Source organism: Pseudomonas sp. SCA2728.1_7 (assembly GCF_018138145.1).
GTDB lineage: Bacteria > Pseudomonadota > Gammaproteobacteria > Pseudomonadales > Pseudomonadaceae > Aquipseudomonas > Aquipseudomonas koreensis_A.
Genome location: NZ_CP073104.1, coordinates 2280960 through 2306398 on the forward strand (window position 1 = coordinate 2280960; position 25439 = coordinate 2306398).

General features: G+C 59.3%; 28 protein-coding genes and 3 pseudogenes. 14 read left to right on the forward strand and 17 right to left on the reverse strand.

The window, feature by feature from the left end:
* Positions 1-89 precede the first annotated feature (89 nt).
* From hyi to KBP52_RS10135, 7 genes are all read left to right on the forward strand, one after another.
* The gene (gene hyi, locus KBP52_RS10105) at positions 90-872 is read left to right on the forward strand and encodes a hydroxypyruvate isomerase (RefSeq protein ID WP_077571696.1); all 783 of its coding nucleotides are present in this window, start codon (positions 90-92) and stop codon (positions 870-872) included.
* A gap of 155 nt (positions 873-1027) precedes the next feature.
* Positions 1028-1921 carry a 2-hydroxy-3-oxopropionate reductase gene (locus KBP52_RS10110; RefSeq protein ID WP_007919937.1) on the forward strand — a complete coding sequence of 298 codons (894 nt, stop codon included), beginning with the start codon at positions 1028-1030 and terminating at the stop codon, positions 1919-1921.
* 154 nt (positions 1922-2075) lie between these two features.
* Entirely contained in the window at positions 2076-3350 is a 1275-nt protein-coding gene (locus KBP52_RS10115) for a glycerate kinase (RefSeq protein WP_212622681.1), read from the forward strand.
* Positions 3347-4762, forward strand: a complete 1416-nt coding sequence (gene pyk / locus KBP52_RS10120; RefSeq protein ID WP_116032412.1) for a pyruvate kinase — start codon at positions 3347-3349, stop codon at positions 4760-4762. Before KBP52_RS10115 ends, pyk begins: the two co-directional genes overlap by 4 nt.
* A 146-nt stretch (positions 4763-4908) precedes the next feature.
* Positions 4909-5823 (forward strand): urea transporter, encoded by a 915-nt coding sequence (locus tag KBP52_RS10125; RefSeq protein WP_212622682.1) that lies wholly within the window; start codon positions 4909-4911, stop codon positions 5821-5823.
* A 21-nt stretch (positions 5824-5844) separates the two neighbouring features.
* Positions 5845-6669 (forward strand): ion transporter, encoded by an 825-nt coding sequence (locus KBP52_RS10130; protein WP_038363916.1) that lies wholly within the window; start codon positions 5845-5847, stop codon positions 6667-6669.
* A gap of 104 nt (positions 6670-6773) precedes the next feature.
* Positions 6774-7772, forward strand: a complete 999-nt coding sequence (locus tag KBP52_RS10135) for a sulfate ABC transporter substrate-binding protein (RefSeq protein WP_034151535.1) — start codon at positions 6774-6776, stop codon at positions 7770-7772.
* 241 nt (positions 7773-8013) lie between these two features.
* On the opposite strand, the gene KBP52_RS10140 is transcribed toward KBP52_RS10135, so the two are convergent.
* A complete protein-coding gene (locus KBP52_RS10140; protein WP_212622683.1) occupies positions 8014-8625 on the reverse strand; it encodes a DUF5666 domain-containing protein in 612 nt (203 codons plus the stop codon).
* A 243-nt stretch (positions 8626-8868) separates the two neighbouring features.
* Between KBP52_RS10140 and KBP52_RS10145 the strand changes: the two genes are divergently transcribed.
* Positions 8869-10056, forward strand: a complete 1188-nt coding sequence (locus KBP52_RS10145) for an MFS transporter (RefSeq protein WP_212622684.1) — start codon at positions 8869-8871, stop codon at positions 10054-10056.
* 69 nt (positions 10057-10125) lie between these two features.
* Here KBP52_RS10145 and KBP52_RS10150 read toward each other — a convergent pair whose 3' ends face one another.
* Positions 10126-10530 carry a type II toxin-antitoxin system HicB family antitoxin gene (locus KBP52_RS10150; protein WP_077571690.1) on the reverse strand — a complete coding sequence of 135 codons (405 nt, stop codon included), beginning with the start codon at positions 10528-10530 and terminating at the stop codon, positions 10126-10128.
* Positions 10530-10742, reverse strand: a complete 213-nt coding sequence (locus KBP52_RS10155; RefSeq protein WP_077571689.1) for a type II toxin-antitoxin system HicA family toxin — start codon at positions 10740-10742, stop codon at positions 10530-10532. The genes KBP52_RS10150 and KBP52_RS10155 overlap by 1 nt, the downstream gene beginning before the upstream one ends.
* A 101-nt stretch (positions 10743-10843) precedes the next feature.
* Between KBP52_RS10155 and KBP52_RS30745 the strand changes: the two are divergent.
* The 4 genes and pseudogenes from KBP52_RS30745 to KBP52_RS10165 all read left to right on the forward strand — a co-directional run.
* Positions 10844-11027 (forward strand): annotated as a pseudogene (locus KBP52_RS30745) (SDR family oxidoreductase); the annotation flags it as partial.
* Positions 11028-11053: 26 nt separating this feature from the next.
* Positions 11054-11152: pseudogene (locus tag KBP52_RS30510) on the forward strand (LysR family transcriptional regulator); the annotation flags it as partial.
* A gap of 97 nt (positions 11153-11249) precedes the next feature.
* Positions 11250-11716: pseudogene (locus KBP52_RS10160) on the forward strand (helix-turn-helix domain-containing protein).
* Between the two features lie 106 nt (positions 11717-11822).
* Positions 11823-12944: a protein kinase gene (locus KBP52_RS10165; RefSeq protein ID WP_212622686.1), complete on the forward strand. Its 1122-nt coding sequence runs from the start codon at positions 11823-11825 to the stop codon at positions 12942-12944.
* Between the two features lie 83 nt (positions 12945-13027).
* Here KBP52_RS10165 and KBP52_RS10170 read toward each other — a convergent pair whose 3' ends face one another.
* The 10 genes from KBP52_RS10170 to ccmA all read right to left on the reverse strand — a co-directional run bounded on the left by KBP52_RS10170 (position 13028) and on the right by ccmA (position 20407).
* On the reverse strand, positions 13028-13432 hold the full coding sequence (locus KBP52_RS10170) for a hypothetical protein (protein ID WP_077571686.1): 405 nt from the start codon (positions 13430-13432) through the stop codon (positions 13028-13030).
* A gap of 25 nt (positions 13433-13457) precedes the next feature.
* Positions 13458-14660: a c-type cytochrome biogenesis protein CcmI gene (ccmI, locus tag KBP52_RS10175; protein WP_116033274.1), complete on the reverse strand. Its 1203-nt coding sequence runs from the start codon at positions 14658-14660 to the stop codon at positions 13458-13460.
* Positions 14653-15126, reverse strand: a complete 474-nt coding sequence (locus KBP52_RS10180) for a cytochrome c-type biogenesis protein (protein ID WP_116033271.1) — start codon at positions 15124-15126, stop codon at positions 14653-14655. The genes ccmI and KBP52_RS10180 overlap by 8 nt, the downstream gene beginning before the upstream one ends.
* On the reverse strand, positions 15123-15659 hold the full coding sequence (locus KBP52_RS10185; protein ID WP_007919961.1) for a DsbE family thiol:disulfide interchange protein: 537 nt from the start codon (positions 15657-15659) through the stop codon (positions 15123-15125). The genes KBP52_RS10180 and KBP52_RS10185 overlap by 4 nt, the downstream gene beginning before the upstream one ends.
* Positions 15656-17644, reverse strand: coding sequence for a heme lyase CcmF/NrfE family subunit (locus KBP52_RS10190; RefSeq protein ID WP_212622687.1), 1989 nt, complete (start codon positions 17642-17644; stop codon positions 15656-15658). Before KBP52_RS10190 ends, KBP52_RS10185 begins: the two co-directional genes overlap by 4 nt.
* A 3-nt stretch (positions 17645-17647) precedes the next feature.
* A complete protein-coding gene (gene ccmE, locus KBP52_RS10195) occupies positions 17648-18103 on the reverse strand; it encodes a cytochrome c maturation protein CcmE (protein ID WP_034151526.1) in 456 nt (151 codons plus the stop codon).
* The gene (gene ccmD, locus KBP52_RS10200; protein ID WP_003222944.1) at positions 18100-18276 is read right to left on the reverse strand and encodes a heme exporter protein CcmD; all 177 of its coding nucleotides are present in this window, start codon (positions 18274-18276) and stop codon (positions 18100-18102) included. The genes ccmE and ccmD overlap by 4 nt, the downstream gene beginning before the upstream one ends.
* Positions 18273-19028: a heme ABC transporter permease gene (locus tag KBP52_RS10205; protein WP_016987487.1), complete on the reverse strand. Its 756-nt coding sequence runs from the start codon at positions 19026-19028 to the stop codon at positions 18273-18275. Before KBP52_RS10205 ends, ccmD begins: the two co-directional genes overlap by 4 nt.
* A gap of 78 nt (positions 19029-19106) precedes the next feature.
* Positions 19107-19775 carry a heme exporter protein CcmB gene (ccmB, locus tag KBP52_RS10210; protein ID WP_007919970.1) on the reverse strand — a complete coding sequence of 223 codons (669 nt, stop codon included), beginning with the start codon at positions 19773-19775 and terminating at the stop codon, positions 19107-19109.
* Positions 19772-20407 (reverse strand): cytochrome c biogenesis heme-transporting ATPase CcmA, encoded by a 636-nt coding sequence (gene ccmA, locus KBP52_RS10215; protein ID WP_016987486.1) that lies wholly within the window; start codon positions 20405-20407, stop codon positions 19772-19774. The genes ccmB and ccmA overlap by 4 nt, the downstream gene beginning before the upstream one ends.
* A 197-nt stretch (positions 20408-20604) precedes the next feature.
* On the opposite strand from ccmA, the gene KBP52_RS10220 reads away from it, so the two are divergent.
* Positions 20605-22179 carry a flagellar hook-length control protein FliK gene (locus KBP52_RS10220; protein WP_212622688.1) on the forward strand — a complete coding sequence of 525 codons (1575 nt, stop codon included), beginning with the start codon at positions 20605-20607 and terminating at the stop codon, positions 22177-22179.
* A complete protein-coding gene (locus KBP52_RS10225) occupies positions 22176-22505 on the forward strand; it encodes an EscU/YscU/HrcU family type III secretion system export apparatus switch protein (protein WP_016987484.1) in 330 nt (109 codons plus the stop codon). The genes KBP52_RS10220 and KBP52_RS10225 overlap by 4 nt, the downstream gene beginning before the upstream one ends.
* Before the next feature lie 105 nt (positions 22506-22610).
* Here KBP52_RS10225 and KBP52_RS10230 read toward each other — a convergent pair whose 3' ends face one another.
* The 4 genes from KBP52_RS10230 to KBP52_RS10245 form a co-directional block, all read right to left on the reverse strand.
* Positions 22611-23003: a DUF2802 domain-containing protein gene (locus tag KBP52_RS10230; RefSeq protein ID WP_077571681.1), complete on the reverse strand. Its 393-nt coding sequence runs from the start codon at positions 23001-23003 to the stop codon at positions 22611-22613.
* Positions 23004-23489 carry a chemotaxis protein CheW gene (locus KBP52_RS10235; RefSeq protein WP_007919980.1) on the reverse strand — a complete coding sequence of 162 codons (486 nt, stop codon included), beginning with the start codon at positions 23487-23489 and terminating at the stop codon, positions 23004-23006.
* Between the two features lie 90 nt (positions 23490-23579).
* The gene (locus KBP52_RS10240; protein WP_212622689.1) at positions 23580-24545 is read right to left on the reverse strand and encodes a CheW domain-containing protein; all 966 of its coding nucleotides are present in this window, start codon (positions 24543-24545) and stop codon (positions 23580-23582) included.
* 105 nt (positions 24546-24650) lie between these two features.
* On the reverse strand, positions 24651-25439 hold the full coding sequence (locus KBP52_RS10245; RefSeq protein WP_008077691.1) for a ParA family protein: 789 nt from the start codon (positions 25437-25439) through the stop codon (positions 24651-24653).

Here is a 25439-nt window from a genome sequence, read left to right on the forward strand (position 1 = left end):
CCCCCTCACCCTAACCCTCTCCCCCAGGAGAGGGGACTGATCGCGAACAATCTGACCAACCGTGTCACATCCGCTTTTAGGAGACCACCATGCCGCGTTTCGCAGCCAACCTGTCCATGCTGTTCACCGAACAGGATTTCCTTGCCCGTTTCGACGCCGCCGCCAAGGCCGGTTTCAGCGGTGTCGAGTACCTGTTCCCGTACGATTTCAGCTCTGCCGAAATCAAGGCCAAGCTCGACGCCAACGGTCTGACCCAAGTGCTGTTCAACCTGCCGGCCGGTGACTGGGCCAAGGGCGAACGCGGTATCGCGTGCCTGCCGGATCGTGTCGAAGAGTTCCGCGCCGGTGTCGATCTGGCCATCGCTTACGCACAAGTGCTGGGCAACACCCAGATCAACTGCCTGGCCGGTATTCGTCCGCAAGGCGTTGACGATGCCACCGTGGAAAAGACCTTCGTTGCCAACCTGAAATACGCCGCCGACAAGCTGCAAGCAGCGGGCATCAAACTGGTGATGGAAGCGATCAACACCCGTGACATTCCGGGTTTCTACCTGAACAACACGGCGCAAGCCCTGTCGATTCGCGAGCAGGTCGGCAGTGCCAATCTGTTCCTGCAATACGACATCTATCACATGCAAATCATGGAAGGCGATCTGGCCCGCACCCTGCAATCGCACCTGGGCGAGATCAACCATGTGCAGCTCGCGGACAACCCGGGCCGTAACGAACCAGGCACCGGTGAAATCAACTACCGCTTCCTGTTCGAACACCTCGATCGCATCGGTTATCAGGGTTGGGTCGGTTGCGAATACAAGCCGCTGACCACCACTGAAGCAGGCCTCGGCTGGCTGAAAACCCATAACGCAATCTGACGCAAATCCCCTGTAGGAGCGAGCCTGCTCGCGAAGAGGCCGGCACATTCACCATCAGTGGCGCCTGGCATATCGCATTCGCGAGCAGGCTCGCTCCCACATAAAAGCAGCTCCCTTTTTGCTTGAAGCAGCAATAAAAACAAGAGGATTTTCTCATGGCTAAAATCGGATTTATCGGCACCGGCATCATGGGCCACCCAATGGCTTCGAACCTGCAGAAAGCCGGTCACAGCCTGTTCCTGTCGGCGCACCACGACGCCGCCCCGGCCGACCTGGTCGCCGCTGGCGCCGTTGCTTTGGCCAACCCGCGCGAAGTCGCGCAGGAAGCTGAATTCATCATCGTCATGGTCCCGGATACCCCACAGGTCGACGACGTGCTGTTCCGCGCCGACGGCGTTGCCGCCGGCCTGAGCAAAGGCAAAATCGTTATCGATATGAGCTCGATCTCGCCGACCGCGACCAAGGCATTCGCTGCGAAGATCAACGAGAAAGGCGCGCAATACCTCGACGCACCGGTATCCGGTGGTGAAGTCGGCGCCAAAGCCGCGACCCTGAGCATCATGATCGGTGGTGACGCCGATGCCTTCGAACGCGCGCTGCCGCTGTTCCAGGCCATGGGCAAAAACATCACCCTGGTCGGTGGCAATGGCGACGGTCAAACCGCCAAAGTCGCCAACCAGATCATCGTCGCCCTGAACATTCAGGCCGTTGCTGAAGCCCTGCTGTTCGCTTCGAAAAACGGTGCCGATCCAGCCAAGGTGCGTGAAGCACTGATGGGCGGTTTCGCCTCCTCTAAGATCCTTGAAGTGCACGGCGAGCGCATGATCAAAGGCACTTTCGATCCAGGCTTCCGCATCAGCCTGCACCAGAAGGACCTGAACCTGGCCCTGCAAGGCGCCAAAGAGCTGAACATCAACCTGCCGAACACCGCCAACGCCCAACAAGTGTTCAGCACCTGCGCAGCGATCGGTGGCAGCAACTGGGACCACTCGGCGCTGATCAAAGGTCTGGAACACATGGCCAACTTCTCGATTCGCGACAACAAATAAGCCCTGCACAAAACCCTGTGGGAGCGAGCCTGCTCGCGAAAGCGGTTGCACATTCAACATCCATGTTGGCTGACACACCGCCTTCGCGAGCAGGCTCGCTCCCACAAGGGTTCCGAGTTGCCCTTTCGAATAACAAGAATTCCGGGAGCCCGCCATGTCGGTCGATCCGCAACAACTGCTGCGCGAGCTGTTTGCCACAGCCATCGACGCGGCCCATCCGAACCAAGTCCTCGAAGCCCATTTGCCCGCCGACCGCAGCGGCCGGGTGATCGTCATCGGTGCGGGCAAAGCCGCCGCCGCGATGGCGCAAGTGGTCGAGCGCTGCTGGGAGGGTGACGTGTCTGGCCTGGTGGTGACCCGTTACGGTCACGGCGCCCCATGCGAAAAAATCGAAGTGGTCGAAGCCGCGCACCCGGTGCCGGACGCTGCCGGCCTGGCCGTGGCCAAACGCGTGCTCGAACTGGTCAGCAACCTGAGCGAAGACGACCGAGTGATCTTCCTGCTCTCCGGTGGCGGCTCTGCCCTGCTGGCGTTGCCGGCTGAAGGCATCACCCTCGGCGACAAGCAGTCGATCAACAAAGCCCTGCTGAAATCCGGCGCGACCATTGGCGAGATGAACTGCGTGCGCAAGCACCTCTCGGCGATCAAGGGCGGCCGTCTCGGCAAGGCCTGCTGGCCTGCCACTGTTTACACCTACGCGATTTCCGATGTACCGGGCGACCTCGCCACGGTCATCGCGTCCGGCCCGACCGTGGCCGACCCGAGCACTTCCGCCGAAGCGCTGGCGATCATCAAGCGCTACGGCATCGAGATCCCGGTCTCGGTGCGCAACTGGTTGCAAAGTCCTGAATCGGAAACTGTCAAACCCGGCGATCCGAGTCTGGCGCGCAGTCACTTCCAGTTGATCGCCCGTCCTCAGCAATCGCTGGATGCGGCGGCGGTGAAATGCCGCCAGGCCGGTTTCAGCACGCTGATCCTCGGCGACCTCGAAGGCGAATCGCGCGAAGTGGCGAAAGTCCACGCCGGCATCGCCCGCCAGATCATCAACCACGGTCAGCCACTGGCAGCGCCGTGCGTGATTTTGTCCGGCGGCGAAACCACCGTGACCGTGCGCGGCAATGGCCGTGGCGGACGCAACGCCGAATTCCTTCTGAGCCTGACCGAAAATCTCAAAGGCCAGCCCGGCGTCTATGCCCTGGCGGGTGACACCGACGGCATCGACGGCTCGGAAGACAACGCCGGCGCGATCATGACCCCGGACAGCTACGCCCGCGCCGCCGCCCTCGGTTTGAGCGCCAGCGACGAGCTGGATAACAACAACGGCTACGGCTATTTCGCGGCGCTCGACGCGCTGATCGTCACCGAGCCGACCCGCACCAACGTCAACGACTTCCGCGCCATTCTGATCCTTGAGAGCTGCAAATCATGACGCCTGATAAAAAGGTCAAAATCCTCGCCACCCTCGGGCCTGCCGTCGATGGCATCGAAGACATCCGTGAACTGGTCGAGGCCGGGGTGAATATCTTCCGCCTGAACTTCAGCCACGGCGATCACGCCGACCACGCCAAGCGCTATCAGTGGATCCGCGAAGTCGAGCGCCAGCTCAACTACCCGCTGGGCATTCTGATGGACTTGCAGGGGCCGAAACTGCGCGTTGGCAAGTTCGCTGACGGCAAGGTGCAACTGCACCGCGGTCAGGCCTTCCGCCTGGATCTGGACGCGACACCGGGCGATGAGCGCCGGGTGAATCTGCCGCACCCGGAGATCATTGCCGCGCTGGAAGCCGGCATGGATCTGCTCCTCGACGACGGCAAACTGCGTCTGCGCGTGGTCACCAAGTACGACGATGCGATCGACACCACCGTGCTCAATGGCGGCGAACTGTCGGACCGCAAAGGCGTCAACGTGCCGCAAGCGGTGCTCGACCTCAGCCCGCTGACCGCCAAGGATCGCCGCGACCTGAGCTTCGGTCTGGAGCTGGGTGTGGACTGGGTCGCGCTGTCGTTTGTACAGCGTCCGCAAGACATCATCGAAGCCCGCGCATTGATCGGCGACAAAGCCTTTTTGATGGCGAAAATCGAGAAGCCTTCGGCGGTTGAACAACTGCGTGAAATCGCTGAACTGAGCGACGCGATCATGGTGGCGCGTGGCGACCTCGGCGTCGAAGTGCCGGCCGAAAGCGTGCCGCAGATTCAGAAAAACATCATCACCACCTGCCGCGAACTCGGCAAACCGGTGGTGGTGGCGACGCAGATGCTCGAGTCGATGCGCTTCTCCCCTGCCCCGACCCGCGCAGAAGTGACTGACGTTGCCAACGCCGTGGCCGAAGGTGCCGATGCGGTGATGCTGTCGGCGGAAACCGCGTCCGGTGAGTACCCGCTGGAAGCCGTGCAGATGATGAGCAAGATCATCCGTCAGGTTGAGAACGGCCCGGATTATCAGACGCAGCTCGATGTCAGTCGGCCGAAAGCCGAGGCAACCGTTTCCGATGCGATCAGTTGCGCGATCCGGCGTATCAGCAACGTGCTGCCGGTAGCGGTTCTGGTCAACTACAGCGAATCGGGCGCATCGAGTTTGCGTGCAGCGCGGGAACGGCCGAAAGCGCCGATCCTCAACCTGACGCCGAACCTGCAAACCGCACGCCGTTTGAGCGTGGCGTGGGGGATTCATTCGGTGGTCAACGATCGCCTGCGTCAGGTCGACGAAGTCTGCTCGACCGCGCTGGAAATCGCCCAGGCGCAGGGTATGGCCGAGCGTGGTGACACGCTGCTGATCACTGCCGGCGTGCCGTTCGGGCAGCCGGGTTCGACTAACTCGCTGCGTATCGAAACATTGATTTAGCGCCTGTACCGGCCTCTTCGCGAGCAGGCTCGCTCCCACAGTTGATTTGTGTGCATCACAAATTCAATGACTGAACAAAGATTCAGTGTGGGAGCCAGCCTGCTGGCGAAACAGGCGCCTCGGTTTCACTGACTTTCAGAACTGCCATGCCTGCCAATCATTTCAACACCCACTGCCCCGACTGGGCCGAGGCTTTGCTCAACGGTTTCAGTCAGATATTCCTCCAGCGCCATCCGCTGTGCGGCCTGCTGTGCCTGTTGGCGATCCTGCTGACCGCACCGGTGCTGTTCGCCGGTGCGCTGCTCGGTGCCGTCGCCGGATTGCTCACCGCGCAACGGCGCAACTACGCCAAGGCTGATCGCCAGGCTGGGTTGTTCAGCTACAACGGCATCTTGCTCGGCCTGTTGCTGAGCCTGTATTTCCCCTGGTCACCGCTGCTGCCGCCGCTGATTCTCGCCGCTGGCGGCTTGAGCGCGATGGTCACACAGCAATGGCTCAAACTCGTGTACCGCAGCCGATCGATTCCGGCCTACACCTCGCCGTTCGTGGCCATGAGCTGGGTTCTGCTGCTGTTCGCCGAACCGTCGGCGCCCATAGCGCACATCGAGCTGAACGCACTGAATTTGCTCGCCGCCGAACTGCGCGGTTTGGGCCAAGTGATGTTTCTCGGTCATCCACTGGCCGGTGCTTTGATCGCCATTGGTTTGCTGATCGCTGATCGCCGGGCTTTTTGCTGGGCGATGCTGGCTTCGGCGATCGGTCTCGGCTCCAGCCTGCTGCACCACGAAACCAGCGCTGCGCTGTCAGGCCTTGGCAGCTATAACGCCGTGCTCGCTGCCCTCGCCTTCTCTTCGCAACGTCAACAACCGTGGCTGCCACTGCTCGGCATCGTGCTGGCGCTGCTGGTCACGCCACTGTTTGACGCAGTCGGCCTCGCTACTTTGACCGCGCCGTTTATCCTCGCCGGCTGGCTGATCCGTGCCGGGATTCAGATGCTCGGCAAAGCCGTCGTCGAGCGTGCGCCTTGCGCTCACGGGGAGAATCAACCTAGGCTGCGCTGATCTTCGATTCAGGCGTTATCCATGGACAGCAGCAACAGTTGGCGCGAACGGCTTTACGTGATGATTTTCCAGAGCGACACCCGCGCCGGGCGTCGCTTCGACGGCATCCTGCTGTTGATCATCCTCGCCAGTCTGGTGATCGTGATGCTCGACAGCATCGACAGCATTCACCAGAACTACGCGAACGTGCTGGCCTACATCGAGTGGGGCTTCACGATCATCTTTCTCGGCGAGTACATCCTGCGTCTGTATTGCTCACCGAAGCCGTTACGTTATGCCTTCAGCTTTTACGGGCTGGTGGATTTGCTGGCGATCGTGCCCGGCATCCTCGCCCTGTATTACAGCGATGCACAGTACCTGCTGATCATCCGGATCATCCGCATGTTGCGGATTTTCCGCGTGCTCAAGCTCAGCCCGTATCTCAAACAAGCCAATTACTTGATGTCGGCGCTGCGTGGCAGCAAGCAGAAAATCGTCGTGTTTCTGGTCAGCGTCTGCACCCTGGTGACGGTGTTCGGCACCTTGATGTACGTGATCGAAGGCCCGGAACACGGCTTCACCAGCATTCCCAAAGGCATCTATTGGGCGATCGTCACGTTGACCACCGTGGGCTTCGGCGACATCGTGCCGAAGACCCCGCTGGGCCAGGTGATTTCGTCGCTGGTGATGATCACCGGTTACTCGATCATCGCCGTGCCGACCGGGATTTTCACCGCCGAGCTGGCCAACGCCATGCGCGGCGAACAGCTGCAACACGACTGCCCGGTGTGCAAGAAAAACAGCCATGAACACGGCGCCGCGTTCTGCTCGCGATGCGGCAATGCACTGTTCAAGAAACTGGAATAAGCAAAGAGCTTTTTAATCTTTAAACGACTATGCGCGCCCCGTTATAGTCAGTGGCAATTGAACATCACCCCCTGCTCCTACACAGATAAAACAAGGAATGCGCAGTGAAAAAACTCTTTGGCGCCTCACTTCTCGCCGCCGGCCTGGCCTTGGCCAACATCGCTCAGGCAGCCCCGACGCTGCTTAACGTTTCCTACGACGTGATGCGCGATTTCTACAAGGACTACAACACTGCGTTCCAGAAACACTGGCAAGCCGAGCACAACGAAAACATCACCGTGCAGATGTCCTTCGGCGGTTCGAGCAAGCAAGCGCGTTCGGTGATCGACGGCCTGCCGGCTGACGTCATCACCATGAACATGGCCACCGATATCAACGCCCTCGCCGACAACGGCAAACTGGTCCCGGAGAACTGGGTCACCCGCCTGCCGAACAACAGCGCGCCGTTCACTTCGGCCACGGTGTTCATCGTCCGTAAAGGCAACCCGAAAGCCCTGAAAGACTGGCCGGATCTGCTCAAGGACGGCGTGCAGGTGATCGTGCCAAACCCGAAAACCTCGGGTAACGGCCGCTACACCTACCTGTCGGCGTGGGGTTATGTGCTGAAGAATGGTGGCGACGAGAACAAGGCCAAAGACTTCGTCGGCAAACTGTTCAAGCAAGCGCCGGTGCTCGATACCGGTGGCCGAGCAGCGACCACAACGTTCATGACCAACCAGATCGGCGACGTGCTGGTGACCTTCGAAAACGAAGCGGAGATGATTGCCCGCGAGTTTGGTCGTGATCAGTTTGAAGTGATCTATCCGAGCGTTTCGGCTGAGGCTGAGCCGCCGGTGTCCGTGGTCGATAAAGTCGTCGACAAGAAAGGTTCGCGTGCAGCGGCTGATGAATATCTGAAGTACCTGTGGTCGCCGGAAGGTCAAGAGATTGCGGCGGCGAACTACCTGCGTCCGCGTGATCCGGCGGTGCTGGCGAAGTACACCGATCGTTTCCCGAAAGTTGATTTCCTTTCGGTGGAGAAGACCTTTGGTGACTGGCGTACGGTGCAGAAGACTCACTTCAATGATGGTGGGGTTTTCGATCAGATTTATAGTGGGCAGTAAGGTTTAAGCTGACATGGAAAAGGCGATCCACTGAGGTCGCCTTTTTTTGTGGCCGCTTTACCCTCACCCCAGCCCTCTCCCAGAGGGAGAGGGGGCCGACCGTTGGATGCTCAAAAGATTTGCCGACCTGAAAGTGCTGCTGTGAATCCATAATCGCTGCAAGTCTTTCAGGTCGATGTATAGCGCCAGACACCTCGGTCAGTCCCCTCTCCCTCTGGGAGAGGGTTAGGGTGAGGGGCTTTTACATCGGCGGAGTGACGCCATCCTTCCCCGCAGAAATCGATTGCGCCGTCAGCGTGCCATCCGCACTCTGCGTCACGAACGTAACGATCTTCACCCCAACCTTCAGCAAGCTCCGATCCCCCGGCACCAAATTCACAATCGGCACATCCTCCGGCACCAGTATCTTCTGCTGCCCACCCTTGTAGTTCACCGTCAGCACCCGCCCGTTGCTCACCACCAGATCGCCGACACTGCCATTGGTCATGCTGCTGCCCTTGGCCAGATCGAACGGTCGATGCCCGTCACCACTGCCCGCCAGTTCCGGCGGGAACACATGCACTTCCAGCGCCTTGAGCGTGCCATCCTCCTGCGGTATCGCCGCCGAACCGATGTAGCTGCCGGGTTTGATGTCTTCGATATTGGCCAGGGTGACCGCGCGGACCTTGGTGTCGCCGGTCAACTGGATCACCACGTTCTCGCCACTGTTGACGTGGACTTTCAAGGTGTCGGCGCTGACCCCGGTGATCTCGCCGCGCACGCCGAGGCGCATCCCCGGTGCGTCGGCGGCCTGCACGCTCATCGCGCCGAGCAGGCTAGTCAGGACAATCGTTGCGATAAGACGAAGCTTCATTGCAATCCTCCGGTCATGAATGTTGAACAAGCCGATGCAAACATAAGCACGCTATCGAACAGTATGTAAGTGAATGTATCATCGACCCCCAACGGTCGGACGCAAGGTCTGCCGATGGATGACAAACCGATAGCACCCGGTCATTCCGCAACGGAATAACTGATATCGACCGAAGGTGCCTTCTGCCCATCGGGTTTGTCCCATAGCCTCACCGCATTCCCTTTCGCTGGATCGAGAAACCTTATGACCACCACCACTCACGCAATGACCCGAGGCATGGTGCTGCTGTTCGCCTTCTGCTGCGGCGCCATCGTTGCCAACATCTACTACGCACAGCCGATCATCGGCCTGATCGCGCCGGACATCGGTCTCTCCGACACCATGGCCAGTTTCATCGTCTCGCTGACGCAGATCGGTTATGCGCTGGGCCTGTTCTTCCTCGTGCCGCTGGGCGATCTGCTGGAAAACCGCCGACTGATGATCATCACCACCGTGGTGGCGATTGCCAGCCTGTTGGCGGCGGCGTTTACCGATCAGCCCAATGTGTTCCTGCTGATTTCGTTGCTGGTGGGCTTCAGTTCGGTATCGGTGCAGATCCTGATTCCACTGGCCGCGCATCTGGCGCCGGAAGAGTCTCGCGGTCGTGTGGTCGGCGGGATCATGGGCGGTTTATTGCTGGGTATTCTGTTGGCCCGACCGGTGTCGAGCGTGGTCGCTGACCATCTCGGCTGGCGCGCGATGTTCATGATTGCCGCCGCACTGATGGCGGCGATCAGCGTTGTGCTGGCGCTGACCGTGCCCAAGCGGCAGCCTGATCACAGCGCTACTTATGGCCAATTGATCGGCTCACTGTGGACATTGCTGCGCCAGCAACCGGTATTGCGTCAGCGGGCGTTCTATCAGGGCTGCATGTTCGCCACGTTCAGCCTGTTCTGGACGGCGGTGCCGCTGGAACTGGCGCGCAACCATGGTCTGTCGCAAAGCGAGATCGCCATCTTCGCCCTGGTCGGCGCCATCGGCGCCATTGCCGCGCCGATCAGCGGACGCCTGGCCGACGCTGGCCACACTCGCATCGCTTCGTTGTTGGCCATGGTATTTGCCAGTCTGAGCTTCCTCCCCGCCTTCATCCACCCGGCCTACAGCGTCATCGGCCTGGCCGTGACCGGCGTGGTATTGGACTTCTGCGTGCAGATGAACATGGTCCTGGGCCAACGCGCGGTGTATTCGCTGGACGCGAAAAGCCGTGGCCGTTTGAACGCGCTGTACATGACCAGCATCTTTATCGGCGGCGCCTTCGGCTCATCGGTGGCCAGTGCGGTGTATGAGCATGGCGGCTGGTTGTGGATCGTGATTGTGGGGAGTGTGTTTCCGCTGTTGGCGTTGTTGCGGTTTTTGAGTGCTTCCCAGCGTGGTTCATTGGCGACGGCATAAGGCGCCAAAAGCTTCGCGAGCAGGCTCGCTCCCACAGGTTATTCACTGAGCCTGGGGGAGCGAGGAAGCTTAATAACGAACCAGTTTCTCCATGGCCGCATCCGCCAGAAAGGAGGAGCGACTTTTAACGTTGTGTTCGCGCACATAACGATCGATTCGCTGAATCACATAACCGGGCAGCGTTACGTTGACCTTTTCGGTTTTGCCGAGATAGGGCGAAATGTCCAGCTCAAGCATGCCCCAGCCCATCTCGGCAAAGTCCGGATTACTGCGATGAGCGGATGCCGAAGTCGGCATAGGAATCGACTCCCCGTCCGCCGCAATCTCCTGCAGCATGATGTGGGCGACTTCGACCGCCGCCTTGTAGGCATCTTCAAAGCTATCCCCTGCAGTAACGGCGCCGGGAATATCGGGGATCTGAATACCGATGGCGGTATTTTCGTCACCCCATTCGATGCAGATTGGATATTGCATTACGGATCTCCTTCATAACTGGCTGGCGGGTTGTACAGCCCGGCACGCCTCCTGATGCTTTTGACCGTCCCCAACGGCAAATCCTTTTTCGGATGAGGAACGGGAATCGTGTAAGGGTTGTAACGGTGCCTGAAAATGTGATGACTGCCGGTGACCCGATCCAACGTCCAGCCTGCCTCCTCCAGCTCCTTGATCAATTGCCTGCTCTGCACCAACCGCCTCCTTGCCTGGGCCTCATAAAAATAACTCTAGAGTTACCTTTACTCAAGCACAGAAATTCTGGAAGCGACGCCCGGTTGTTTTACAGAGTGTGATTGATTGCATCGCAACCGGACCCAATCACACTCAGCGGCTCAGATCCAGAGCCCTGAACAATAGAAGACCAGAAGAGATTGCTATGGCAATGGCGGTTTCTACCTTCAGAACAGGGTGGCTTCATCACCGGGCAGACATTGTTCGTCGATGGCGGCGCCTCGGTCGGTAAAGCCTCGTTTTAATCAACAACACGACTCCCCTGTAGGGGTGGACGCTGCCGGATCAGGGTTTGTGGGCGGTGTTTCCGACGGGGCGGATGGCGAGTGCCAAGGCAAGGGCGATTGTTGAGTGTGTCACGGGCTTCTAGTGAGCAACCATTGACGCGTAACGTTTCGTTTATTGCGATTTTCGTTTAATTCGAATAACGTCCCGACATTGTCTTTTCAGAAAGCTGGAAAACCATCATGTCGATTGTTATTCATCCGCCGGTCACCCTCCCCGTAGAGTGCGAGATCAAAGCCGCCATCGAGGGCCAGCGTGCCTTGGCCGCTTACCTCGCTACCCAATTCGAAACCCAGCACATACAGATCTTCGATGAGCAGAACGAAGCTCATCGTGTCGAGTTGCCAACGTCGGCCCTGCGCCTGCTTGCTGACATTCTTGCAGCGCTGGCAGAGGGCAACGCCGTTAAAGTCGTGCCAGTACACGCCGAACTGACCACCCAGGAAGCCGCTGATCTGCTCAATGTCTCACGCCCGCACATGATTAAACTGCTGGAAAGTGGCGAGATTTCCTACCACAAAACCGGCAAGCACCGACGTGTGCGCTTTGCCGATCTGATGGATTATAAGACCCGGCGTGACAGCGCCAGCGAGCAGGCAATGATGCTTCTCGCAGAGCAGGCACAGCGTTAAGGACAGGTTACGAGTGAGGCATTCCTATTTCACGGCTGTAAAGATGCCAAATTTTGTTTACTGCCCCATTGAGATTTTTTAGTGAACTCCCGTACTCTCGACGAATAGGTAAAGGAGATTCTTATGTCCGCGAGACCGATCGAGTTCCCGAAAAGCAAAGCTTATATACTTGAGAAAGATCTTGGCCAAGGAGCATGCGGCAGAACAGTTTTAGTTTTCGACCCCGAGATCAACGAACACTTCGTCTGCAAGAAATACTCTCCGATCTACGAAGGATTGAAAGAAGAACTATTTTCAAACTTCATTCGCGAAATAAAACTTCTATACCTACTAAATCACCCAAACATTGTTCGCGTATTCAATTATCACCTATACAACGAAAAACATTTAGGCTACATCTTTATGGAGTACATCATTGGCACCCATATAGATGACTACTTGAAGCAGCATCCAGAAAGTGCCAATGAAATATTCCGCCAAGTAATTGATGGATTCTCACATCTAGAAGAAAGAAAAATCCTACACCGTGATATCCGCCCATTCAATCTTATGGTGGACGAAAACGGCACAGTAAAAATCATAGACTTTGGATTTGGTAAACAAACAGCAGATATAGCTGCATTTGATAAAAGCATCTCTTTAAACTGGTGGTGCGAACCCCCAACAGATTTCGAAAACGATACTTACAACTACGGCACGGAGATCTATTTTGTTGGAAAAATGTTCGAGAAAATACTGACCGATAACAACATCCAACAATTTTCTCACCCCTTATTAATAAAAGCGATGTGCAACAGATCTCCCACCAACCGACCTACATCATTCATCGGGATTAGAAAAGAACTTTTAACAGAAAAGTTTTCAACCATCGAATTCAACACGAGAGAACGAACCGTATACAAAAACTTTTCAAACGGCCTATTCCTTGCCCTATCAAAAGTTGAGAAGAACGCTAAATACTACGACATCGATACTATACAATCTAAACTAGAGGATTGTTACAAAAAAGTCATGCTAGAGGACTTCATCCCGAAAAATAATTTATTAACAAACTGCATAATCGACGGATCACACTTTTACAAAACAACAAATGCATTCAAAGTTTCAACCCTAAAAAACTTCATAGACATACTAAAATCATGCAACAAGGAAAAGAAAAACATAATAATCAGCAACCTTCAAAGCAAAGTAGATGCCATTCTTCGCTACGAAGACACACCATTCAGTGACGACATACCCTTTTGAACATTCGAAAAAACCAACTTATTCCGTTGATTTTTTAGGAACCATATTATTAAAAACGGCGATCCAAAGATCGCCGTTTGCATTCACTGCCCGAACTGCTTGCCCAATCCCGGTGGCACGCCGTGGATGTTGGTGTCTTCCCACGGGCCGTTCGGGCTGATGGAGCGGCTCCAGCCGTTGTTCCAGCGGTAGTAGGTGCGCTGGCGGTAGAAGGTGTTGGGCTGGTCGTCGAGGACGTAGACGCCGAGTTTCTGGTCCCAGTGGCTGTTGCCGCCCGGTGGCGGTGCGAAGCTGGCCGAGGTGCGCGGAACTGGTTTGGCTGGTTTCGCCGGGATGCTTTTTCCCGGTGTTGGTGAGGTCGATGGGGTCGGGCTTGGTTGCGACGGCGGGATCGGCGGCAGGTTGGTGGTCGGTTCCGGTCGTTGCACCGCACATGCACTCAAGCCCAGGGCCAGTGTGAGGACTGTGATTCGGGCGATGGTGTGCATGGCGGTGCTTTCCTGTTGTGTCCGGCTATTGGTCCGGGCTGTCGATGGTCAGTTTTTGTAGCGCAGTGGTGCTGCTGGCCAGAGGGCCGCTGCGACCGACCCACTCGCCGGCAGTCGGTTGGCCGGCGCGGGAGATGCGCGCAACCAGTTGGACTTCAGGGAAGTTCGACAGTTTCAACTGCGGCATCATTGCATCGGCATCGCCCAGTTCGACAGTCACTGGCAGATCGGCCACGGTCAGGCGCTTGGCTGCCAGCGGTGCCGGTGGGCCGGAGGTGGCGCGAGCGAAGATGAACACGCTGTCGCCCGGTTGCACTTTGCTTCTGAGTTCGCTGGCCAGATCGACGCTGACTTTCAACAGCGCGGCTTTCGCGGCTACCGGTGCCTGAGCGACTTTGCCGCCGCTGGCTTCCAGGCGTTCGGCGGCACGCTTGATCCCGCCTTGCAGTGCGGCGCGGGAGTTGTCCTCCGGCGGTAGTTGAGCGAGCAGACGGTTCCAGTAATCGATGGCTTCTTGATAACGCTCGCCTTCAAACGCAGCGATGCCGAGCAGACCGAGGCTGGTGACTTCTTTCGGATCCGCCTTCAGTGCTTCGTCGGTCAGCGTCTGAATCTTCGCCGACCACTTTTTGCCATCCGCAAAATACTGCGCCTGGGCCCACTGGCCGAGCAGTTCCGGCTGGCGACCGGCCAGATTGGCGGCGCGTTCGAACATCTTCGCCGCGTCCGCCGGACGCTCTTGCGCCATGTAGGTACGGCCGAGGAAATACAGGCCTTCGGCAGAATCCGGTTGCGCCGCGACGGCGCGTTCCAGACGTTGGGTCATTTCTTCCATCGACTGCGGCGCCTGGGCGAATTCGCGGGTCAGCTCGACCTTGTCGGCAGCACCGAAGTGCATATAGAGGCCCAGACCCAACACAGGCACCAACACCGCCGCCAGCAACGGCAACGGTTTACCCAGTTTCGAGATACGCGGCGCGGCAACACCTTCGGTATCGGCCAGCAACTCACGCGCCGCCTCGGCACGACCGCTGTCCATTTGTGCAGCGTCGAGCACGCCTTCAGCCTGTTGCGCTTGCAACTCGGCGACACGCTCCTGATACAGCGCAACGTTCAGGGCAGTACGATCCTCTTCACGCTGGGCGCGACGCTCACGCAACACCGGGATCAGCAGAAAACTCAGGGCGACCAGAAGCAACAGCCCTGCGGCAAGCCAGAAATCAATCATTCTTGGTTTTATCCAACAGTTGGTCGAGGCGCTGACGTTCTTCAACGGACAGCGCTTGCGGAGTCTCGGCGCGCTGGCCACGACGACGGCGGACGATCACCGCGATCACCACCAGACCACCGAGCAGCAGCCCGGCCGGGCCGAACCACAGCAACGCCGTTTTGGCATTGAGCGCCGGTTTGTAGCGGACGAAATCACCGTAGCGATCGACCATGAAGTCGATGATCTGCTGGTTGTCCTTACCCTCACCGAGCATGCGGAAAATCTCTTTGCGCAGGTCAGCAGCAATCGGCGCGTTGGAGTCGGCGATGTCCTGGTTCTGGCACTTGGGGCAGCGCAGTTCCTTGGTCAGTTCGCGGAAACGCTCACGGTCGCCTTCTTTGGCGAACTCGTAGGTGTCGATGGCGGCATGGGCCACACCGACCAGACTCAAGCCCAACACCACAGCGGCTAAAAAACGCTTCATGGCTTGGCCTCATCGACCAGCGCCTGATACTTGGCAGCGAGTTTTTCGCGCCAGACCTGCTCGTCGATCACGCCGACATACTTGTCGCGGATGATGCCCTTGGCGTCGATGAAGAAGGTTTCCGGCGCGCCGTAAACCCCGAGGTTGAGGCCCAGAGAGCCTTCGTCGTCACGAATATCCAGCGCATACGGATTGTGGAATTCGGCCAGCCATTTCAAGGCATCGGCGTTGGTGTCCTTGTAGTTGATGCCGTAGATCACCACACCGCGCTCGGCGAGTTTGTTCAGCACCGGATGCTCGACCCGACAGGAAATGCACCAGGTGCCCCAAACGTTGACCAGCGCAGGTTTGCCGAGGATGTCAGCCTTGGTCAGGCTCTTGTCGCCCTGCACATTGGGCAAGGAAAACTCCGGGAACGGCTTGTTGATCATCGCCGACGGCAGTTCCGCCGGATCGAGGTACAGACCGCGATAAAGAAACACCGCCACCAGCAGGAAAATCGCCAGTGGCACCAGCATCAACCAACGTCTCATGCAGCCGCTCCCGTCATGCCCAGCGCTTCACGCACCTTGGCTTTCACCTTGACCCGATAACGTCGATCCAGCGCTGCCAGCAAGCCACCGAAACCGGTGAGCAAACCGCCGAACCAGATCCAGCGCACGAACGGTTTGACGTGCACGCGCACGGCCCAGGCGCCATTTTCCAGCGGTTCGCCGAGAGCGACGTAAAGGTCACGGGTGAAACCGGCGTCGATACCGGCTTCGGTCATCATTGAACTTTGCACGGTGTACAAACGTTTTTCCGGGTGCAGCACGCTGATTTCCTTGCCGTCGCGGATCACCCGAATGGTGCCTTTGTCGGAGGTGAAGTTCGGGCCTTCGAAGTGCTTGGCGCCTTCGAAGACGAAGTGATAACCGGCCAGGTCCATCGACTCGCCCGGCGCCAGACGCAGGTCGCGCTCAGCACTGTTCTGACTCGACAACACCACGCCCAACGCACACACGGCGATGCCGAGGTGAGCGATCTGCATGCCCCAATAGCTACGGGTCAACGTCGGCAGGCCTTTGATCAGGCCTTTGTGGCGGGTCTTGTCGACGATGTCGCGCGCACCGGCGAGCAACACCCATGCAGCGAGCAGGAAAGTCGCGAGCACTGCCCAGTTGAAATCGCCGTAAGCGACACCGGCAACCACCGCCAGCGCGACGCTGCCGAGCAATACCGGGGCTAGCATGCCGGCCAGCCATTTCACCGGAGTGTCCTTCCAGCGCACGATCACACCGACCGCCATCACCATCATCAGCAACGCCATCAACGGAATGAACAGCGCGTTGAAGTACGGCGGGCCGACCGACATTTTCGCGCCGCTCAGGGCATCGAGAATCAGTGGATAGAGCGTACCGAGCAGGATCATCGACGCCGCCACCACCAATACCAGGTTGTTGCCCAGCAGCAGAGTTTCCCGCGACCACAGGTTGAAACCGACCTGACTCTTGACCACTGGCGCGCGCAGGGCGAACAACGTCAGCGAACCGCCAACCACGAACAGCAGGAAGATCAGGATGAACACGCCGCGCTCAGGGTCCGAGGCAAACGCGTGCACCGAGGTCAGCACGCCGGAACGCACCAGGAAAGTACCGAGCAAACTCAACGAAAACGCGGCAATCGCTAGCAACACCGTCCAGCTCTTGAACACGCCACGTTTTTCCGTGACCGCCAGCGAGTGAATCAGCGCGGTGCCGACCAGCCAAGGCATGAAGGAAGCGTTTTCCACCGGGTCCCAGAACCACCAGCCGCCCCAGCCGAGCTCGTAATAAGCCCACCACGAACCGAGGGTGATGCCGATGCCGAGGAAGGCCCAGGCGACGATGGTCCACGGACGCGACCAGCGTGCCCACGCGGCATCAAGGCGACCGCCCATCAACGCGGCGATGGCGAAGGCGAACGCCACCGAAAAGCCGACGTAACCCATGTACAACATCGGCGGGTGAACGATCAGGCCGATGTCTTGCAACAGTGGATTGAGGTCAGCGCCATTGCTCGGCATTTGCGGCAGGATGCGTTTGAACGGGTTGGACGTGAGGATCAGGAACAGCAGGAAACCGGTGCTGATCATGCCCATCACCGCCAGCACGCGGGCGAGCATCACCTGCGGCAACTGCCGGGAAAACACCGACACCGCGAAGGTCCAGCCACCGAGAATAAGTGCCCACAGCAGCAACGAACCTTCGTGGGCACCCCACACGGCGCTGAATTTGTAATACCACGGCAACGCGGTGTTGGAGTTGTTGGCGACATAAGCGACGGAGAAGTCATCGGTCATGAACGCGTAGGTCAAAATGCCGAACGCGAACAGCAGAAAAGCAAACTGCCCCCACGCCGCTGGCTGGGCCAGACTCATCCAGAAACGGTCGCCGCGCCAGGCACCGACCAATGGCACCACGGCCTGCACCAGCGCAAAACACAGCGCCAGAATCATCGCCAGATGACCGAGTTCTGGAATAAAAATCGCCGAGGTCATCGATCAACCCTCCTTCGCAGGTGTTGGTGCCGATTGACCACTGTCTTTCAAGGCTTTGGTCACTTCCGGCGGCATGTACTTCTCGTCGTGCTTGGCCAGCACTTCATCGGCCACCACCACGCCGTCAGCATTGAGCTTGCCGAGGGCGACGATGCCCTGCCCTTCGCGGAACAGATCCGGAAGGATGCCGCGATAGGCGATGGTCACGGATTTGTTGAAGTCGGTGACGACGAATTTGACGTCGAGGGAATCCGGCGAGCGTTGCAGCGAACCCTTCTCGACCATGCCGCCGGCGCGGATGCGCGTGTCTTGCGGGGCTTCGCCATTGGCGATCTGGGTCGGGGTGTAGAACAGATTGATGTTCTGCTGCAGGGCGCTGAGGGCCAGGCCGACGGCAGCGCCGACCCCGACCAGAATGGCCAGAATGATGATCAGACGTTTCTTGCGCAGCGGATTCACTTGCCGTTCTCCCGGCGCAGACGACGCGCCTCTTGTTGCAGATAGCGCTTGCGGGCCGCGATCGGCGCCACCACGTTGAGGATCAGCACCGCCAGACAGATGCCGTAGGCCGACCAGACATACAGGCCATGATGGCCCATGGCGAGGAAGTCGCCGAATGAAGCAAAACTCATCGAGCGGCCTCCAGACTGTGCTGCACTTCTTCTTTCACCCAACTGGCGCGAGCTTCACGCTTGAGCACTTCAAGGCGCATGCGCAGCAACAGCACGGCGCCGAAGAAGCAGTAGAAACCCAGCACCGTCAGCAGCAGTGGCAGCCACATTTCCGCCGGCATCGCCGGTTTTTCCGTGAGGGTAAAGGTCGCGCCCTGGTGCAGGGTGTTCCACCACTCCACCGAGTATTTGATGATCGGGATGTTGATCACACCAACGATGGCCAGCACCGCGCAGGCCTTGGCGGCGCTGTCGCGGTTGCTGATGGCATTGCCCAGCGCGATCACGCCGAAATACAGAAACAGCAGAATCAGCATCGAGGTCAGGCGCGCGTCCCAGACCCACCATGAGCCCCAGGTCGGTTTGCCCCAGATCGCCCCGGTGACCAGCGCTACAGCGGTCATCCACGCGCCAATCGGAGCGGCGCATTGCAGGGCGACGTCGGCCAGTTTCATCTTCCACACCAGCCCGACCACACCGCACACCGCCAGCATCACGTAGATCGACTGAGCGAGCATCGCGGCAGGTACGTGGATGTAGATGATGCGAAAGCTGTTGCCTTGCTGATAATCCGGCGGCGCGAAGGCCAGGCCCCAAACGACGCCGACACCAATCAGCAGCAACGCTGCGATGCTCAACCACGGCAGAAACTTGCTGCTGATGCCGTAGAACCACTTGGGCGAGCCGAGCTTGTGAAACCAGGTCCAGTTCATACTGTTTCCATCACGGGTGCCGCTCATCGGTGTGAGCAGTCTCAGGGTCTTTGCTGGTTAAATTTTAACCAGACCTCATTATTCGCCGACGCTGATCTTCAGGCCAGCCGCTATTGCAAAAGGTGTCAGGGTGATCGCCAGGGCGGTCAGGCTACCCAGCCACAGCAGATACCCGGTCGCCGGCATGCCTTGCAAGGCGGCCTGCAAGGCGCCACTGCCAAGGATCAACACCGGGATGTACAACGGCAGAATCAGCAACGCCAGCAACAGGCCGCCACGCTTCAAACCGACCGTCAGCGCCGCGCCCACCGCGCCGAGCAAGCTCAGCACCGGTGTTCCCAGCAGTAACGAAAGCAGCAAAACCGGCAGACAGGCGGCAGGCAAACCGAGCATCAACGCCAGCAGCGGTGAGAGCAGAACCAGTGCCAGACCGGAGAAAAGCCAGTGTGCCAGCACCTTGGCCAAGACCAGAAGTGGCAGCGGGTGCGACGAAAGGACCCACTGCTCCAGCGAGCCATCTTCGAAATCACTGCGGAACAGCCCGTCCAGCGAGAGCAGGACCGACAACAGCGCCGCCACCCAGACTAACCCGGGGGACAGGTTTTGCAACACCTGAGTTTCCGGGCCGACGGCCAGCGGGAATAATGCGATGACGATGGCGAAGAAAATCAGCGGATTGGCCAGCTCCGCCGGGCGGCGAAACAGCAGTCGGGATTCACGGGCAACCAGCAGGCCGAACACACTCATACTGCCCAGTTCCCCAGATCGATGTCGCGATAACCGGCCGGCATCCGGCTCAGCGTGTGGTGCGTGGTCAACACCACCAGGCCACCGCGTTCGCAGTGCCCGGCCAGATGTTCTTCAAGTTGCGCCACGCCCTGCTTGTCCAGCGCGGTAAACGGCTCATCGAGAATCCACAGCGGCGGGCTGTCCAGATACAACCGCGCCAGCGCCACGCGGCGTTGCTGACCGGCGGACAGACTATGGCAAGGAACATCTTCGAAGCCGCGCAATCCTACAGCTGCCAGCGCTTGCCAGATGGCCTCGCGTTCGGCGGGATGATGCAAGGCGCAGAGCCAGGAGAGGTTTTCTTCCGGGGTCAGCAAATCCTTGATCCCGGCGGCGTGGCCGATCCACAGCAGGTTGCGTGCGAGTTCGCTGCGTTGTTCGGTCAGCGGCTGGCCATTGAGCAGGACTTGCCCGGCGGTCGGCTGCATCAACCCGGACAGCAGGCGTAACAGGCTGGTTTTACCGCTGCCGTTGGGGCCGCTGATCTGCACCATATCGCCACTGGCCAGTCTCAATTCGAGATTTTCGAAGAGCAGCCGCAGATCACGTTCACACGCGAGGGCAACGGTTTGCAGGACAGGACTGGTCAAGGGATCACGGGCCTTATACGGTTCAAGTCGGCTCTGGCGCGGCCGTTAAAGAGATGCAGCATAGATGCATTGACGGCTCGATCTAGAGAGCTGGGTCAAACAATTGCTATGTTTTTTGAACGAAGCGCAAGACGGGCGGCATTATACATGCCGTGCCTTACTCTCAAGAGTGCATTTTCCTCAGGTTGTGTCCGCGTATGACAGGCGAAATGAACATCCTCCCGCTCCCGCCCACCACCCCGGCGACCGTTCGCCCGCAGGTCGGTGAGCTGCTCAAGCTGCTGACCCCGGTCGAAGGCCTGATCGGCGCCGGGCAAAGCGCCAAGGCCGAGGTGTTATCGCTCAAGCAGGCGGACCAGACCTTTCAGTTATTGCTCAAGGTGACCGTCGATGGCGGCCGCCAGACCACCGTGCAGGCGACCAGCAATCTGCCGCTGCCGCAAGGCACCAGTCTGGCGATCACTCAGCCATCGGCGGGCAACCTGGCGATTACCGTGCAGCAGACGATTGCCAGCAGCGTCGCCGCCCTCACCCGCATCGACACCGCACAATTGCCGGTCGGTACGCTGCTGCAAGGCAAGGTGCTGACCTCGCAGGCGCTGCCGCAGACGACGGGGCAAGCGGCGGTATTCCGTTCGCTGGTCACTCTGCTCAACACCGCACAGAGCGGCAGCACACTGACCATCGACAGCCCGCAGCCACTACGCATCGGCACCCTGCTTTCGGCGCTGGTGGAAGACGCTCAAAACCTCAAGTTCCTGCCGATGAGCAGCCGCCAGGAACAACTCGCCGTGAGTCAGCAACTGGTTGGCCAGCAAAGTCGTCAGGCGTCCCTGACGGGGTTACTGAACGCGTTGCAAAATCTGCCGAGCGATAGCGATCAGACATCGCAGGATTTGCGCGCCGTGGTCGACAAACTGCTCGCCAGCCTGCCGGACGTGCAACAACTGAGCACCGCCAAGGGCGTGGCACTGGCGCTGGCCAACAGCGGCGCGTTCCTCGAAGCCAAACTGTTGACCGGCCAGAACCCGACGCTGGCTCCGGACATGAAGGCCGACCTGCTCAAGCTGATCGCACAACTGACCCCGGGCCTGCCGAGCAGCACCAGTTTCAACGCGATCATCGCCGCCAACACCCTGGCGCAAGCGCTGCCGAGTTTCGTCCGCAACGCCCTCGGCATGCTCGGCCAGGTCAGCGCGAAACCGGTACCGAGCAGCTTCCCGCTGCCCGAACGCCTGCTGCAAAGTCTGGACGGCGAAGGCGATCTGGAACAGTTGTTGCGCCTCGCCGCCGCTGCGGTATCGCGCCTGCAAAGCCACCAACTGTCGAGTCTTGAACAGACCGGCGTTACCGACGATGGGCGTCTGCTCAGCACCTGGCAGTTGGAAATCCCCATGCGCAACCTGCAAGACATCGTGCCGTTGCAGGTCAAGTTCCAGCGTGAAGAAGCGCCAGAGCGAGAGCCGCAACCGAACGAACGTCGTGATGAGCGCGAGCCCAAACAGCAACTGTGGCGCATCGATCTGGCATTCGACATGGAGCCGCTCGGGCCGATGCAGATTCAGGCGCAGTTGATCGCTGGCAGCCTGTCCAGCCAACTGTGGGCCGAACGGCCGTACACCGCCGATCTGATCGGCAACAACCTGTTCGCCCTGCGCCAGCGCCTGCTCGATCGCGGGCTCAACGTCGGCGACATCGACTGCCACCTCGGCACCCCGCCGCAGGGCAACCAAACCCGTCTCGAACACCGCTGGGTCGACGAAACCGCATGAACGATTCCACTGCCCCACGCCAGGCCATCGCCCTCAAATACGACGGCAACCACGCCCCGACCCTCACCGCCAAAGGTGATGACGAACTGGCCGAAGAAATCCTGCGCATCGCTCGCGATTGCGAAGTGCCGATTTACGAGAATGCCGAATTGGTGCGGCTGTTGGCGCGGATGGAATTGGGCGACAGCATTCCCGAGGAGCTGTATCGCACCATCGCCGAAATCATCGCGTTTGCGTGGAATCTGAAGGGCAAATTCCCTGAGGGGCAGGACCCGAATGCGCCGATGGTCGAGAAGGACGTCACCGATCGCGGGGATGATTACTGAGACTTCGAAGACGCCTTCGCGAGCAGGCTCGCTCCCACATTAGACCGAGATCGAATGTGGGAGCGAGCCTGCTCGCTAATGGCTATTTCAGCGTGAGCGCAAAAATCAGTTCTTGTGAAGTTTGCGCATCAACTCCGCCTCAGCCTGGGTCAACCCGCAGGACTGAGTCAGTTCATCGACGCTGGCGCCCATCCCCACCAGTTTCGCCGCTTGGGCGAATGACAGGCTCGACGGGTCGCGCTGTTCCAGCTGAACGATTTTGTCCGGCAACGGACTGACTACCGCGCGCAGCTCGTGCAGGGCTTCGCCCATACGCACGTTGCCGTTCTGGTAATCGTCGACACGCTTGGCCAGGTCCTTGATGCGCTGATCACGCAGCGCATCGCCCTGAGCCTGTTGCGCAGCGATCACCCGCTGCGCCTTGATGTACGCCAGAAACATTGCCAGCGTGCCTGCCCAGAAGAGGAACAGGACAATGACCGCGACTTCGAGAATCAATCAGATGTTCTCCAGATCCGACCATTCTTCTTCGCTCATCATCTTGTCCAGCTCGACCAGGATCAGCAACTCGTTGTTCTTGTTGCACACGCCCTGGATGAACTTGGCCGACTCTTCGTTGCCGACGTTCGGCGCCGTCTCGATTTCCGACTGACGCAGGTAAACCACTTCGGCCACGCTGTCGACCATGATGCCGACGACTTGCTTGTCGGCTTCGATGATGACGATACGGGTGTTGTCGCTGATCTCGCCGCTGTTCAGGCCGAAGCGCTGACGGGTGTCGATCACGGTAACCACGTTACCGCGCAGGTTGATGATGCCCAGCACGTAGCTTGGCGCGCCCGGCACCGGAGCGATTTCGGTGTAGCGCAGTACTTCCTGAACGCGCATCACGTTGATGCCGTAGGTTTCGTTGTCCAGTTTGAAGGTTACCCATTGCAGGATCGGATCTTCAGAACCTTTTGCATTCGTCGCCTGACTACTCATACCCTGACCCCTCGAAAAAACCGCTCTGGGCGGTGTGTGTTCTGTGTGGCGGCATTCAACAATGCCGTCGCCTGATTGTTATGTCGGCTGCTATGTCGGTTTATGTAGCGGTTTGTGGCCGCTGAGGTGCTTTGCCCCACCGCTGGCGATCAACTCGGCCAGTGCGGAAACGTCAAGCAATGCACACATGTGCTCAATCACGGTGCCGGCGAGCCATGGCCGCTGACCCCGGTGACTTCTCCATTTGATTTCATTCGGGTCCAGACGCAACGAGCGGCTGACCTGATGCACCGCCAGCCCCCACTCGTAACCTTGTACCGAAATCACGTACTGCAAGCCCTGACGGAAGTCATCGCGATAGCGATCCGGCATGACCCAGCGCGCGGTGTCCAACACTTTCAGGTTGCCGGCCTGGCTCGGCAGGATCCCGAGGAACCATTCCGGCTGACCGAATAACGGCGTCAGCTCGTGGCCGGCCAGCGAATAGATCGAGCCGAGGCACACCAGCGGCACCGCCAGCGTCAGGCCAGCGACATCGAACAGCAGGCATTCGAAGGCTTCCGAGGCCCAGGCCGGGCGACCATCGGTTTCCACCGGTGGCGGCGTGTTGTTCGGCGGCAGATGCACTTCGACCAGCGGCGGCACCAGCGTCTGCTCGACGGGTGCGGGTGCAACTGGAGCAGGTGCTGGAGCCGGTTCGACCACGGCCGGTTCCGGCGCGGTTTTCAGCAGTTGGGTTTGCAGCAGCGGTGCCAGTGTCGAGACCTGCGCGCGAACCGGCTCGGCTTCTTCGATCAATGCCAGCGGTGCCTTGGTCACCGCTGCGGCGGCAGGCGCGGCAACCGGCGCAGCAGGCCGGGCAGCCTTCTGCGCATCACGCGCCTGCTCTTCCAGCACTGCAGCCTGGAACTCGTCCAGCGCCTCGCTGCTTTCCACAACTTCAGGCTGCGCCTCAATGACCGGCGGCAGCTCTTCAGGCATTTCCAGCAGCAAATTATCCAGATAAGACTGCAGCGCCAATTGCGGACGCGATGTGAGCTTGACTGGGCGGTTCATCGGTCAACAGCGCCGGACAGGGAGACCGCGTCGCCTGCTTCGCGAGCAGGCTCGCTCCCACAGGATTTGTGCAAGTCAGGCAGGTGTGATCGGGACAGGTTCATCTCAAGCCACCTGCGGAACAAGTTGTTGCGCCAACAGGTGCTTGAGCAGCGCGCGATACGCCAGCACGCCACGGCTCTTGCCGTCGAATTGCGAAGGCGTGACACCGGCTCGGCTGGCATCGCGCAGACGGGTATCGACCGGGATGTAACCCTGCCAGATCTCGTCGGGAAATTTGTCACGCAGCACGCGCAAGGTATGCATCGATGCTTGTGTGCGGCGATCGAACAAGGTCGGCACGATGCTGAACGGCAGCGCCTGTTTGCGCGAGCGGTTGATCATCGCCAGGGTGTTGACCATGCGCTCCAGACCTTTGACGGCCAGATGCTCGGTCTGCACCGGGATTACCAGTTGCTGGCTCGCCGCGAGGGCGTTGACCATCAGCACGCCGAGCAACGGCGGGCTGTCGATCACCGCGTAATCGAAGTCCTGCCACAGCTGCGCCAGACTCTTGGCGATCACCAGGCCCAAACCACTCTGCCCCGGCGACTGACGCTCAAGGGTCGCGAGTGCGGTGCTCGATGGCAGCAGGGAAATACGTTCATCGCTGGTCGACAAAAGCAACTGCCCCGGCAGGCCTTGCGGCACGCTGCCCTTGTGCAGAAACAGATCGTAGTTGCTGTGTTCCAGGCTGTCGGGATCGTAGCCGAAATAGCTGGTCATCGAGCCGTGCGGGTCGAGATCGACCACAACCACGCGCTTGCCCGCCTCGGCCAGCAATCCGGCTAAAGCGATGGAAGATGTGGTTTTACCGACACCACCCTTTTGATTGGCGACTGCCCAGACTCTCAT